At 34.9% G+C, this 14,935-nt stretch carries 10 protein-coding genes; all 10 read left to right on the top strand.

The features are described 5' to 3' along the window. The first annotated feature begins 1 nt into the window (after position 1). A complete protein-coding gene (locus Q5Y73_RS06160) occupies positions 2-1,597 on the top strand; it encodes a hypothetical protein (RefSeq protein ID WP_305990986.1) in 1,596 nt (531 codons plus the stop codon). Further along, the gene (locus tag Q5Y73_RS06165) at positions 1,594-4,779 is read left to right on the top strand and encodes a hypothetical protein (RefSeq protein ID WP_305990987.1); all 3,186 of its coding nucleotides are present in this window, start codon (positions 1,594-1,596) and stop codon (positions 4,777-4,779) included. Before Q5Y73_RS06160 ends, Q5Y73_RS06165 begins: the two co-directional genes overlap by 4 nt. Positions 4,780-4,831: 52 nt before the next feature. Continuing rightward, positions 4,832-5,935, top strand: coding sequence for a phage head spike fiber domain-containing protein (locus tag Q5Y73_RS06170; protein ID WP_305990988.1), 1,104 nt, complete (start codon positions 4,832-4,834; stop codon positions 5,933-5,935). Between the two features lie 15 nt (positions 5,936-5,950). Next, positions 5,951-7,288: a LamG-like jellyroll fold domain-containing protein gene (locus Q5Y73_RS06175; RefSeq protein ID WP_305990989.1), complete on the top strand. Its 1,338-nt coding sequence runs from the start codon at positions 5,951-5,953 to the stop codon at positions 7,286-7,288. 14 nt (positions 7,289-7,302) lie between these two features. Next, positions 7,303-8,436, top strand: a complete 1,134-nt coding sequence (locus Q5Y73_RS06180; protein ID WP_305990990.1) for a LamG domain-containing protein — start codon at positions 7,303-7,305, stop codon at positions 8,434-8,436. Positions 8,437-8,451: 15 nt separating this feature from the next. Beyond that, positions 8,452-9,696: a LamG domain-containing protein gene (locus tag Q5Y73_RS06185; protein ID WP_305990991.1), complete on the top strand. Its 1,245-nt coding sequence runs from the start codon at positions 8,452-8,454 to the stop codon at positions 9,694-9,696. A gap of 12 nt (positions 9,697-9,708) precedes the next feature. Then, positions 9,709-10,899 (top strand): LamG-like jellyroll fold domain-containing protein, encoded by a 1,191-nt coding sequence (locus Q5Y73_RS06190; RefSeq protein ID WP_305990992.1) that lies wholly within the window; start codon positions 9,709-9,711, stop codon positions 10,897-10,899. Between the two features lie 106 nt (positions 10,900-11,005). Continuing rightward, positions 11,006-12,310 carry a LamG-like jellyroll fold domain-containing protein gene (locus Q5Y73_RS06195; RefSeq protein ID WP_305990993.1) on the top strand — a complete coding sequence of 435 codons (1,305 nt, stop codon included), beginning with the start codon at positions 11,006-11,008 and terminating at the stop codon, positions 12,308-12,310. A 20-nt stretch (positions 12,311-12,330) separates the two neighbouring features. Beyond that, on the top strand, positions 12,331-13,554 hold the full coding sequence (locus Q5Y73_RS06200) for a LamG domain-containing protein (protein ID WP_305990994.1): 1,224 nt from the start codon (positions 12,331-12,333) through the stop codon (positions 13,552-13,554). A gap of 20 nt (positions 13,555-13,574) precedes the next feature. Continuing rightward, a complete protein-coding gene (locus Q5Y73_RS06205; RefSeq protein WP_305990995.1) occupies positions 13,575-14,849 on the top strand; it encodes a LamG-like jellyroll fold domain-containing protein in 1,275 nt (424 codons plus the stop codon). Positions 14,850-14,935 lie beyond the last annotated feature (86 nt).

Below are 14,935 nucleotides of genomic sequence, written 5' to 3' on the forward strand. Positions count from 1 at the left end.
TATGGCGATATCAATAGACACATTTAAACTGAGACCTTCCGATGTGATCTCTTCAAGAAATGCCATTTTTGCGGATTTGTATAAAAATATGATTACAACGGAGTTTAAAGCAAGAGATGATAACCCTTATCAACAATTTGCAGGTTACGGAGACGCTGTCATTTCACAAGGGGGCATTATTATAGATGAACAGTTTATTCTTTCAGTAGGATGGGGGGATGGTTTTGCCATAAAAAAAATTGCAAATGACGGTACGATTGCTCAATTGTTTTATGATTACAAACCTATGAATGATTATGCCTACTATAATTCAATCGCTGTAGATAAAGAACGTAGTATTGCTTATATTGGTAATCATGCAAATGATAATATTGCTAAATATGACTACTCAGATTTAAAAGCTGGGGGTTCAGAAGTTGTGAAGGAAGTAATGACAGAAGAGTCACACAACCTACCATCAGACGAAATAGGTCATTCTTATTATAACGGCTTAGCACTTGCTGGAGACTGGCTTTATATTATTTCAGATGATAGAGAAAGCACAGGTCAAATGAGATGGAATACGCAAACACAGGTCAAGGAAGAAATTTCAGTTATAAATAAGCGAAATAACGGTCGATACGGCAATTGTAAGTATAGTAAAAGAACCAACCGTATTTATAGTACTTGGCATAGTAATGGTGAAATTTGGATTACTGTTGATCCTGAGACTGACACACCTATTACCTATAATTTAAGAATTGAAAGCTTAGGGCTTGGCAATGACATGAGGGGTGATGGAATCGTAGAAGATAACGAGAACCCAAATCACATATGGGTTGTCGGGTACCACCGAATTGCAAAAATAGATATTACAGCATGTATTACTGAACCCGTTGAATTGAATGTTGTTCCAACATTAATTGGTGGAAGTACGCAGGATCTTCGTAATATTCCTTATTGGATTAATGGGTATCCAAGAATTAATGGAGGTCATCCTGAATATGGTAGTGATTTTATAACCATTCAAGCAGATCGAGGTTGGGCGGAATGCAGCGGATGGTATGATCAAGAACACAACATGCCTGTAGCTGTTAGTCAAAGGTATGGTGATTTCCATTTTAGTCATGATCCATTAACATACGACTATGCTTGTCCACCTATATTAATAACAACTGAAAATGGAACAAAATATTGGATTTATACAGGTTATGCATGGGATGGGGGACGCTTTCACATCTATCCGCAAGATATAGGTTATGTTCTCGAAACTGATTCAGAGCTTGTTTTAGGAGATTATACTTTAAGTGATGGCGGTAATATTCAATTTGCAGAAATTGATAACTTAATGGATTACATTCCATCTGAATGTAGCATTCAATATTATGTATCCAATAATGCAGGGGAGACCTGGGAGTCTTATGTCAATGATAATCAACTTCACAGGTTTTCAAGTGTAGGTAATCAATTCCGTTTTAAAATTATGATGAGTGGAACACCGATTAAGTGCCCGCATATTCAAACCTATGAAAATATTACAGTTTCCTTATTTGAAAACACAGAGTTTAGACCTAGAACAAGAAGGACTTCTACTAGATTGCGAGGTGGATCAAAGTGAGTATTACAATTACAGGTTCAAAAAGAAAACAGGATTTAAATGTCCCGAACATAATAACTGCAAAGGAATTAACTTTATCTGGAGATTTGAATACTAGCGGAAATATTCAACTTAACCATACGAAAGAAATACGAGCAAAAAAAAGTGGGGGTTCCACACACAAAATATTAAATATTAATAGCTCTGACAATGTCGTTCTTGGCAGTACAGATATTAATGTTGAGATCCAGTCTACTAGTACACCTCAATTTACTAATGGTAGTAATACTTATCATTTGTTGCATACAGGTATTATGGGTGCAGGATCTAATCTAGATGCAGATAAGGTCGATGGTATACATGGAACTGATTTAATGAAGAAGGTAGCAGACTCCGATCTTTTATTTAATATTGTCAAAAATGGAGATTCACAAGGGATAGTATGGAGCGGTATTTCAGATAAACATGCTATCTTTGTTGAAGAAACTGATAATGTAGAATCTACTAATCTTATTGTGTACAGTGATGACAATAGTGGAGACGGTGTCATTTTTCGTCATAAACTTTCTAGTGGTACTAGTAAAGATGTTGTGTCCATTCAACGTGATTTAGTTTCTATTTACTCGGAGATTAATGCGAATGATGGGATTAATGTAACAAGCGGAGACTTGAATTTAGCAAATGGGAAGTTAAATTCTATGGAATTAACTACGGGAAACAATCAGATGGTGAATTCTAGTAGTGATACTATATTTGTTGGTAACCCTAATACAAAGTTACGATTAGAATCTAGTAGTAATCTTAAAGCATATATAAAGGACCTTGGTGAATTTACAATATGGCATTCGGGTAATGATGGAAGTAGTTCTGGTTTAGATGCAGATAAGATTGATGGAAAACATTTTTCAGATATTCAAGGGGATGCTCAATTAAAGGCTGATCAAGCAGAGCAAAATTCTAAAGATTATGCTGATAATTTAATAAATCTCAATGTTATGCGTTGGACCAAAACAGTTTCTATTAACTCAGTTACACCTGCTGAAATATTAGACTACGACAATACTTCTTTAGATTTTAATTACTCATATCTTGTTACTGCGAGAGTAAAACATACAGGAACTGACGCTGCTTCTATTGCATACTTTAAAGCTAATGGTTCTGATAATAATGCAACAACATTTTTACTTAATAAAATTTATGAGTCTGGAACAATTTCGAATCATATAGAAATTTATATTGATGGAGTCACAAATAAACCTATGGTTCGTTTATATAATCATAATTCTATGTATGATGTTGAACTCCAAATTGAAAAACAAAGAGCGAATGTATTTGAATCACAAGCACTGGCTAATTCAGCAGAACAAAACGCAAAATCTGCTTCCGTTTCTAAGAGTGGAGACACGATGACGGGCTCATTAACAACAGTAGCAGAACAATACTTTTCATCCAATAAATTTGGAATAGATATGAAAAATTCAGATATTATCGGTGTAAATGCATTGGTACTTGGAGATGAAGCGAATGGAGCTACAGAAGGATTACTATTCCCTAAGACGGGTATTTCCAGAAGTAGTAGTGTTGATGATTATTATAGCTTTAGAATTGATGGAAGTGGAAATGCCTTAATTAATGACAAAAAGGTGTGGAATGAAGCGAATGATGGATCAGGTTCTGGTTTAGATGCAGACTTAATTGACGGTATCCAAGGTTCACAGCTTGTTCGAAATGACATCAATAATACATTAAACGGTATGTTAACTGTAAATGCTCCAACAATGGATCATGGTGTTGTCATTAATACAAAGTATGATCAGGGGGACAGAGTAGCCAGTTTATTATTTGTTGGTGATAGTGATGTAGGTGAGGGAAATCAACCAGATGATATTGCCATTGAAATTAGAGGAAATGGTTCCGGAGGTAGTGCAACTGATACAAACACTACATTTTTAATGTATATGAATGGATCGATGGTTATAGGTAAGGAAATTAATACCTCTCCAACTTCCTACACGTTGGCTAACGGTTCCATGTTGGATATCACAGGCTCTGTTACAACTACGGATGGCTATTTTGTTGGAAGCAATCAAGTTTGGCATGCAGGGAACGATGGTGTTGGTTCTGGTTTAGATGCAGATAAATTAGGAGGAATTAGTTCCTCTAATTATGTAAGAAATGATAGTGCCAATCAAAAAGTAAATGGCTCATTTACTGTTGCTGGTCTTGGAATTTTATACGTTGGTGATAATAATGACGATGGTCAGGTCGTTGTAAGAGGAAATAGTGGAACAGAAACAATTCAGTTAGATGGAAATGGAAATAACAAAATCGTAGAATCAACCATTTATATGAATGGGGATGTAGGTTCAGCTGAGTTTTCTGGAAATGTAAGTGTAGATGCTTTGACAATCCGTTCATCTGCAAAAGTCGCTAATTTAAATGCTTCTTTTATTAATGGTGTAGCTGAGGAAGATTTAGCAAAAACCAAAAGTTTATATGATCTTAGTGGTTATGGCATACACTCTGGCTTATTTGTATCAGCTCAATCTGTACCAAATATGACGGTATTAGTTGAAGATGGAATTGTATTTACTGATTCTGGTAAACGGTTTGTTGTAAATACTCAAAGTGTTTCTATTTCATCTGCAAGTGCTACGTATGATCGATATGATGTAATATATGTACAAGGATCAAGCTCTGGCAACAATGAAGGTCAACTTTCAGTGAAGACAGGAACTCCTGCATCTACTCCAGTTGAACCTTCGTTACCATCAGATGGTGTGAAAATTGCAGTGATCCATGTTAAGAAAAACATTGGTAGTATAACGGATGGAACTTCTGGGACTTATGACGCCATTTCAGATGTTCGTAAATGGAAACCGTTTATGTATGATCATGATGATGAAAGCACCTATATAGAAACAGCTAGAGTCAACTCTATTCGGGCTCATAATGAAGTGGTAATTGATTTAGAGCAACCAATTCGAGGTTCTTTCGCTACTTCACTTACGATTCCTGCTGATCAAACCTCCGTTCAATGGACTCATAATTTAGGATTATCTCAATATACTGTGATGTTATCATGTAATAGTGTTGAACCTCACCTTTATTGGGATAATAAACAATCAAATTCGATTGATATTTATATGGATGATGTATGTGATGAGGAGGTCACAATCGATGCAGTAATCATTGCATATTAATATAATATAATTAAATTATAAATATGAGATTTAAGAGAAAGGGGGATGAAACATGTCTTATGCACATAAAGGATCGAAACTTCAATTAGTCAATAGAGTACTGCCAATTGATGCCACGACCATTTTTTTAGCACATTATGATATTACAGTCAATGATGTACTTACAGGAATTGAGCCCACTCAAAATGTGAGCACGTTAAGATCATTTGAAGGGAAATATGGGGGAGGTGTGGCGATTGATGAGGCTACAACGAACATAGTGGGAGAAAGATGGAACAATGCCAATTCTACAATGATCGGGGACAATTCTATTGAAATCTACGAAAATGAATCTGTTTGGAAAATTTCAAGGACTGTAGAGGGTGGAGTATCATACGGTGGTTGGAAATTTAGTACTACTCAAGGTGAGACGTATACTGGATCCGTTTATTTGTATGATCCGTATGATGCTTTTGACAATGTGAGACTTTACGATGATAGTGGAGATTTTACAGATTCCCAAACAACAATTGTTGATCTTGGAAATATAAAAAGGGTAGAAATTACAGGAGTAGCTCCTAGAACAGCATTAACATCCCATGGCTTGATCCTTTATACAAAAGCAAACATTGGAGATGCCGTTTGGATTTCTGCTCCACAAATTGAACAAAAACCATATGCAACTTCCTTTACATCCAGTTCAAGGGAAAAAGGAATTCTTAAATATGAACTAACAAATTTTGATCCATATTCTCCGTGGACGATTCATCTATTATATAAGCAGAATTCTTATGACGATGCGAAGTATTCTTCATTAATTTGCATTGGGAGTGTAGATGACAACTACATTTTTTCTAGAAACTGTCAACCTTATCAAAGAGAAGGGAATTGGAATGCCATTACACTTGTTAGTGATGGGAATACAATCTCAGAATGGACAACCAATTTAGACACAGGAGTAACAACAGTGAATACTAGTGCGGGGAGCATCAACCATGCAGCTCCCTATGATTATGTTTTTTGTATGGGACAGCAGCTTGATTGGAGTTGGGAAGCCAATGGCATTTTTGATGAGTTAAGAATTGATCAAAGTCTCAAAGATGAGGATGAAGTTATGATGTGGCATTACTGTAATAGTCCATTTGCTCCAAAGGGAATTTATAGAGTTGCATATTAAAAGAAGGTGATAATCGTGTCAAAAGCACATAAAGGAAGCCAACTTGTATTAAAAAACCAAACACTTTCTGTTCCATTCCATTCTACTCATTTCAATTTTCAATTAGATGCCCTTGGAATTCATTTTGGAAATTTAATTTACCCAAGTACTAATAGTATATACACGATGTGTAAACATGAAGGGATTTTTGGAAGAAGTATAGCTGTAGAAGAAGGAACGATAAATTTAGCTTCGAACCTGACAGATATGATGGGGAGATCAGACAAACGTCCCTTTTCTGCTATTCCCCATTCACTTGGAGAAGATGTAACTGGACAAGAGGGAGTGCCTGAAGCTCCAGTACAAGGAATGAATGTTTGGAAAATTACAGACACTGATCCAAATAATAACAGTAGGGTTTCTGCAAGTAATTTAATTATAGAATCAGATTTAAACGGATATGACAAGACGTACACTGCTTCCATATGGATTTGGATTCCCAGTGAGACAACAGTGAGTTATGTGCAAACAACTGCTTATCAGAATAGTAAAGGTGTAGATTGGCATAGTACTAGAGGATACAATAGCACTTATAATTATTATGGGGCTGGCTCTATAGTAGAAGGTACTATGCTTGCCGACCCTTCTATTCGCAATCAATGGCAGCAGATGAGTGTGACTTTTACACCTACATCTTCAAATATCAATCCAACAGGGGATGCAGAAGAGAATAATGATCAAGCAGCGGTTTCCTTTAAAATCAATCCAGAAGATAATGATTATTATTATGTAGCTGCATTGCAAATTGAAGAAAAAAATTACTCCACTTCATTTGTAGATGGGGAGAGGGATAATGGTTTGCTTGTATACGATAAAAACATTATTAATCCTGATCAAGGAGCCATCAGTTTTTGGATGTATGCAAAAGGCGATCATACAAATATGTATCCTGTTTTTAGTTCGGGAGTAGATAGTAACATAGGTGCGTTTGACTTTTTGATCGAAAAAGATGAGGTACCTTATGTAAGAGTGTATGAATCAGAGGGATCTTCATCAACACAGCTAAGACCTGATATTCATTTATTTGATAACTGGAATCATATTGCTATTACCTGGAAGCAAAACGAATATTATAGGTTTTATGGGAATGGCGAGTTATTAGCTGAAAGTAATACACCAGTGAATTGGAAACAAGGATATATCCAAATGGCGACGGGGTTTTATATTGGCAGTGGAATTAGGAGCAATCCAAACATTAAAATAAGTGAATTGAGAATCGATCAGATGGAAGTAGAACAAGAGGAAATTGAGAGTTGGTATGTGTCAAGATCTCCTTTTGTTAATCCATATCATTATCGCTCATATGCATATTAAAGAAGGTGACAAACTTGTCCAAGTCACATAAAAATAGCAAGTTAATTTTAAAAGAACAAATCATCCCTGCTAAATTTAATACTTTTTATATCGATTGTCAACAAGATGGCCACGCTATTTATAAAGGAAGTATCGTTTCTCCTAAAGCAGCGCTTTACACTTTAAGAGAAGAAGAAGGTGTTTTTGGAGATAGTGCGATAGCAATAGAGGAAGGGACTATTAATGAAGTTAGCCAAATTATAAATAATCATAATTCAAATCTTATATCTGAAGATGTAAGCGAAGGTGAATTTAAGGGATGGAAGAAAGTTATTATTCAGAGCATAACGAACATAAATAACTTTAGAGTTGGAAAGTTTGATTATGTATCAGTATTAGTTGGTTCAACTTGGACATTCTCTATAGATTTTTATTCACCCTCAGACAAGTTGTGGATGAGAGTTGATGGGACAAACGGTTTTTCCGCGATGGAATCTCTAGGTAATTATAAAGCTTCATTTACTCTATCTAATGGGGGCACAGATAAAAATGAAAGTATTTTTATAGTGGGAAAAGATAATCAGGTTGAAAATTTAGAGGTTGGTGATTTTTTTTACTATCGAAATGTTCAGATAGAACAAAAAAACTTTCCTACTTCTTTTGCAAACAATAGTAGAGAATCAGGTGTTTTTCGGCATCATGTTGATTTTCTCAAAGCAAATAACGAATTTACGATTTCTATGAGAGCTAAATGCCATGATGCAAAGACATCTAGCAATTATTATTTTGATATTGGGGATCATGGGTTATATCTTATGAATTATGGAACCAATATAACCTTGAGAGGTCATAACGGTTCAATCTCACAAGATGTTGTTTATTCAAGTGGGAGAATCAATGAGTGGGTGATGTTGACAGTAGTAAAAAGCGGGAGCAAGTTTAAATTATATGTGGATGGAGAATGGATTGGAGAAAATGAGTTAGACGATATGTTAATTCATCCTACATTTCATATTGGTACAAATTATAATGGGGGTTCTTATTTAAATGGATTGATAAGCCATATGAGAGTGGATTCTATAGTTTGTTCATCAGAAGAAATCGAAGCTTGGTACTTATCCAACGCTCCTTTCTACTCCCCATATGACTATAGGTCTTATGCACTTTAAGGAGGTGATGGAATCATGTCGGATGCACATCGCGGAAGTAAATTAAAATTAGCAGATCAACTAATTCCTGTTCAATTTGATACGTTTTATATGGATTGTAAACAAGATGCTAGTGCGATTCATCAAGGAAATTTAATTATTCCAGATCATGCAGTATACTCTCTGAGAAAAAAAGAAGGTGTCTTTGGCGGTAATGCAATAGCAGTAGAGGATGTGACTACTAATTTAATAGAAACTATAGGCAGTGGTGCATCACAAGATTGGAGTAAGTGGAGTCATTATTCTAATTCTTACTATTGGAATCAAGATTTAGTAACTCAATATATCGATGATGATATGGGCATGGTTTTTGAAGGTAAAGTAGGTAGTTCAGGATATTCATATCTTTATGATTATTATCCATATAGTTTTATTAATGGCGAATACTATGCAAACTCCATCTATTTGAAAGCCAGTAGAGAGTTATCAAATCAAATAACTTCTTATATTAATTCTTCTGAGGGTGGACAGCATAATGTAGCTAATACTGTTAGCTTTAATGGTATAGGAACAAAGTGGAAAAGGTATGAAGCTATTCATACTGCGAATGAGGATGTTAATTCAACAGGAGGAATAGGTTGGAGTTTAGGAAATATACCAGAAGATGTTACCATATATGCTTCTATGCCACAGTTTGAGGAGAAGTCTTTTGTTACTTCATTTGTAAATGGAACTAGAGGGGAAGCAAGTCTTAATTTTGGACATCCTTCGTTATATCTTCCAAAAGATCAACACAGTGTCTTTATGTGGGTAAAGCCAGAACTTGGCAGTCTTGGTACAACAGAATCATGGTCAATGTGTTTCTCTGGATCTCCTGCTTGGTATTTAGGATGGGATAGTACTACAGCTTATCGTGTATCTTGGGTAAATGCAGACACAATGGCTCAAGAAATCTTACAAATAACATCACTCTCATTTGAACGAAATACATGGTACTTTGTTGGCTACACGTTTAACAACGGAGTAATTAAGTTATATTTAGATGGAGAACTATTAAACCAGAAAAATACTAGTACTAATATAGAATATCGTAGGAATACAGAGGAAACCGAAGGGGTATTTATAGGAACTTATTATGATAGAGGAAGTTATCAATTCAATGGATTAATAGATGAAGTAAGAATAGATGGGGTTGCAGTATCAGAGGAAGAGATCAAAGCATGGTATATCTCTCAAGCACCTTTCTATAATCCTTGGGACTATAGATCTTATGCACTATGAGGAGGAGATTATATGTCACAGGCACATAAAAAAAGTAAGCTACTCTTAAAAGAACAGCTCATCCCTGTAGACTTTCAGACTTTTCATATGAATTGCCACAGAGATGCCAGTGCAATATATAGAGGAGATGTAGCAATGCCAACAAGTGAATTATATACACTAAGAGAAGAAGAAGGTGTGTTTGGAGGCAATGCTATCGCAATAGAAGAAGCTACAGAAAATATTATTTCATCACAATCTATTGATGGACATGGAAGCTCATGGGTAAAACAAAGTGAGACATTCCAAGGACAAGATGTTTACAAAAATACAGTAACAAATCCCAACACAGGGAATAATTTTGGTTTTAGGTCTGGAACAAATTATGTTCTACAGCCAACAGATACTCATATTACACTTAATTTCTGGATTAAATTAATTACAGACCCAGGGACTATGTATGGGTATGTGATGGTTCACTATAATAATGGGGACTTTATTGATGTTATTAAGCATAGTTGGTCTTATTCTCCTAATCCATTTAATAAAACTGATTATATATACAAATGGACAAAAGTAACAAGTACAGTCCAGTTAAATTCGCTTTCAGGTAGAACACCTTCTCATATTGATGCGTGGTATGTGTATAAGGATAATGCTAGTGAAGGTGAAATGGATATTTCTATGATACAGATAGAAGCAAAAAGCTTTCCTACTTCTTTTGTACATGGAACTAGAAGTATCGGAGAATTAACCTACCCATTAGTCGTAGACCCCAATTATTTTACGATTAATTTTTGGTTAAAAGCACATGAAAATTATGGAGATTTCTATATTAATCTATACGTACCAGATCATGATAACCGTGTATATTTTAGACCAAACAATGCAACATCAATAACAGGTGGAAAGGTAATCGGTGGGAGCATAAATAGTACAAGCTCTCTTACAATTGACTCAATTTATGACTGGAATATGTACACTATTGTCAGCAATTTTGAATATATGTCAGTTTACCAAAATGGAAAATTGTTAGCAGAGGCAAATGTAGGATTATTGAGTGGGAGCAGTACTGATATTATCTTTAACGATTATAGTAGAATGAATTTTTTAATAGACGAACTAAGGATCGATCCAGTTACTTACTCAGCAGAAGAAATTGAGTCTTGGTATATTTTTATGAAACCATTCATCAATCCTTATGATTATAGAGCTTATGTTTAAAAAGTAGCTGGTTCCAGAAGAGATCGAAGCTTGGTACTTATCCAACGCTCCTTTTTATTCTCCAAATGACTATAGGTCTTATGCACTTTAAGGAGGTGATGGAATCATGTCGGATGCACATCGCAGAAGTAAATTAAAGCTAAAGGAACAACTTATTCCTGCAAGTTATGATTCGTTTCATGTAAATTGCCAACAAGACGCAAATGCAATCTATCGAGGGAATTCTGTGAATCCAATTGAAGCAATCTATTCAATAAGAGAAGGTCAAGGAGTATTTAGAGGGAATTGCATTGCAGTAGAAGAAGGAACATTAAATCATGCAACCAATGGGGGATTAAGAGCAGATACAGTAAAAACAACATCTCAAGCATGGGATGAATCATTAAATGGAAACATTTATTGTTCAGGATGGTCATCTGGATACAATGGTGGTGTATCAGAGCCAACAGTAGGCTATCATGCACATATAAATACAGAAAAATTCGGTTACCCTGTAATGGAATTTATTAATAAAAATTCTGTCTACAATCAGAAACATCGCTGGTTAGGGTTTAGTCAGCAGATATCTGACAATGTGGAAGCGGATTTTGGCTGGGCAGAAGGAGTTGAAGTTAGTGTTTCATTAGACATCATGACGGATCATGTGGATAAAGGCATTAATCTAGGTTTATATCATAAGGCTCCAGATGGCACTACGAATACTTTCAGTGGTACTCAATCAACTTATTTTTGTAATGAGGCGTACAAATGGGAAAGACATACGAAAACATATATTCTATCTGCTACACAGTGGGATTTTACAAAAAGATGTGTAATTTACGTATATGGTCACTACAAGAGAAATGATTATGAAGGAGTAGGATGGGTTAAAAATATTCAAGTAGAAACAAAGGGTATTTCTACATCATTTACAGAAAGTGAAAGATCAAATGGGAATTTGGTTTATCCTCTAAATATGGAAAGCAACATTTTCACGGTAAATTTTTGGGCAAAAGCACATGAGGGTGGAAATTTTTATTTGGATATTTTAGCACCAGATTATAGTAATCGTATATTTTTTAGACCAAATAATGAAACATCTATAGATGGTGGTAAAGTGATTGATGGTACAGCATATTATATCGGTTCATCAACAGTGAATAACACTTATGATTGGAATATGTATACACTTGTAAGTAATGGTTCAATGATGTCTATGTATCAAAATGGAAAATTGCTAAAACAAGCAGATATAGGTTTGTTAGGAGAAAATACGATCAACTTTACTTTAAATGGAAGTGGAAGATGGAATTTTTTAAACGATGAAATAAGAATTGATTCTGTTGTTTATTCAACAGAGGACATTCAAGTTTGGTATGAATCACAAGCCCTATTTTATAACCCGTATGATTATCGTGCTTATGTGTACTAGTTAAAGTGAGGTGTTGTTTTGTGTCTAAAGCGCACAAGGGAAGTGGATTATTAATAAGGGATCAGATGATTCCAGTTCAATTAAGAACTTTTCATCTCAATTGCAATTTGGATGCAAATGCAATGTATGCTGGTAGTCTTGCGGATCCCGATAAAGCCTTATATTCATTAAGAATAGGTGAAGGGTTATTAGGAGGGAATGCAATTGCAGTAGATGATTCTAGTACAAATGATTTAAATCGCTATGAAAAGAGAAATAGTAATAGTGTTGAAAATGCAACTCCCCCTACATTATCCCCTTATCCAAATGAAATGGTTGTTCATGTTTTAGCGGGGGATTGGTCTGGAATTTATCTGTATCCTATGAATACTACATTTGATATAGGAGAGGTATTTAGTGTGAGTGCCTATGTTTACATTAAAAGATCGATCAAAGCTTGGTTTAATTTACAGATGGATTCAACCGAATTTAATAACAAAGGACAAGGGACAATTAGTGTAGATGCAAAAATTCCAGGGTGGTACAGAATTAGCTGGGAAAATAAAAGTAGAATAGAACAAAATACAAATTGTAAATTTAGAATAGAAGGTAGATATACTGGTGATTCTGGAGAAAAATTAGATTGGGCATCTGATAACGAATATTGGATTACAGCTCCACAAATTGAAAGAAAACCGTTCTCAACCTCGTTTGTCAAAGGAACAAGAGATGCAGGTGTTATTCAATATAGTCCAAAATATTTTAATGTTCACGAAGGTACGATTGCTTTATGGGTAAAAAGAAATTCCGTCGCTCCTTATCCCTGTCATTATATTTATTTTGGAAATTCAGATGGTTTCACTGGGGCTAACTTTGAATTACATCTTAGTTTATCAGGTTCAGAGAATTTAATAGCTTATTATGTATCACAAGATTCCTCTCAAGCAGTAAATGGTCCTGCAATTCCAGTAGGAGAGTATTGTTTTATAGCGATGACTTTTAAAGAAGGGGAATTTATAAGCATTTACTACAACGGAGAACTTCAAGCATCTCAATCTTTATCACACATAAGCTCTCCGGTTTTAACAGGTTCAGAGAGTCTATACATTGGTAGTTGTGCAGTTAATGATTTTAGAGTGGCAAACGCATTATTAAGTGATATCCGAATTGATCCAGTTGCTGTGTCAGATGATGAGATAAAGGCCTGGTATGAATCTCAGGCTCCATTTTATAATCCCTATGACTATCGTGCTTATGTGTACTAGTTAAAGGCAGGTGATGTTTTGTGTCTAAAGCGCATAAGGGAAGTGGATTAATATTAAAAGAACAACTAATTCCTGTATTACATCATACATTTCATTTAAGTTGTAATGAGGATGGAAATGCAAGTTATCATGGGAAACTTATTACTCCTGAAGTAGAGACATATACTTTACGAGGAGGAGAAGGGATATTTCATGACAATGTGATTGCAGTAGAGGATAGTACAGAGAATCTATTATCTACTCAATTAGGATGTGATTGTTTTTTTACAACAGATGAAGGCTGGACAATGAAAAATGATGCTAATTATATTTCTATGATTGAAAAAAGCAATAGCAGTTATTATGGGGATTATATATTAAAAGTAATAGACAATGATGGAAATATTGAAACAAATGAATGGGGAGGAGTATATGCGGGAGTAGTTACTAATTTAACTCCACTAACAAATTATACGATGTCTATTCGATATAAAGTTGTAGGATGGACAGAGGGGGATATTGACGTTTGGTCTCATTGGAGAGATTCAAACGGAGTTTTATCAAGTAAATCGAGTGATTACAAACTAGATTATTCAACCTTTGACGGTAAGTGGCATTATTTAGAGAATACTAAATCTTGTCCTGAAGGATATGATAGTAAACACTTTTACATTGGGATGAATAAAACAAATCTAGGATGTACTATTTTAGTAGATGCTATTCAATTTGAAGAAAAGGAATTTGCAACTTCTTTTGTGAATGGGAGTAGAGCTCAAGGAAAGCTTTATTTTAAAGATGTAGTAAATCCTAATGAGTTTACAATGTCTTTGTGGTTTAACATCCCTTATATGCATAGAGTTTCTACTAATAATACTGGCATTATGGGAAATTGGTATCATCCAATAATAGAGCTTTGTCCCTCTAGTAATAGAGGACAAACAGGATTTTCAATTGCAGCGGGTCCTGAACCAGCTAATTACTCAAGAAAATTAAGGATGAGATTTCCTTATGGTGTGACCTCAGATGTGGTTATCCAAGATAAACAGTGGTATCACCTAGCTGTTACTTATGATGGAAATGATTATATTGTTTATTGCAATGGTGAAATAGCTTGCCTGTATAAAGGAGGATTAGCTCCAACCATTTATGAAGATACCGTATTAATGGTTGGAGGAGGATACTATGGAAGAGCTAATATTTTAGTAAATGATTTAAGAATTGATCCAATAGCCGTGTCAGAAAATGATATAAAGGCTTGGTATGAATCACAGGCACCATTTTATAATCCATATGATTATAGGGCTTACGGATATTAAAGTTCTTGTAATCTTCAATTACTACTCAACATATAATTATAATATAATTGATATTTATAATTATAAAAGACATATTTGTATCTTAT

Source organism: Chengkuizengella axinellae (genome assembly GCF_030730905.1).
Lineage (GTDB): Bacteria > Bacillota > Bacilli > Paenibacillales > KCTC-33759 > Chengkuizengella > Chengkuizengella axinellae.

Coding starts and splice junctions, on each gene's coding strand:
- Q5Y73_RS06160 (WP_305990986.1), top strand. CDS start 2: ATGGCGATATCAATAGACACATTTAAACTGAGACCTTCCGATGTGATC.
- Q5Y73_RS06170 (WP_305990988.1), top strand. CDS start 4,832: ATGTCTTATGCACATAAAGGATCGAAACTTCAATTAGTCAATAGAGTA.
- Q5Y73_RS06185 (WP_305990991.1), top strand. CDS start 8,452: ATGTCGGATGCACATCGCGGAAGTAAATTAAAATTAGCAGATCAACTA.
- Q5Y73_RS06190 (WP_305990992.1), top strand. CDS start 9,709: ATGTCACAGGCACATAAAAAAAGTAAGCTACTCTTAAAAGAACAGCTC.
- Q5Y73_RS06195 (WP_305990993.1), top strand. CDS start 11,006: ATGTCGGATGCACATCGCAGAAGTAAATTAAAGCTAAAGGAACAACTT.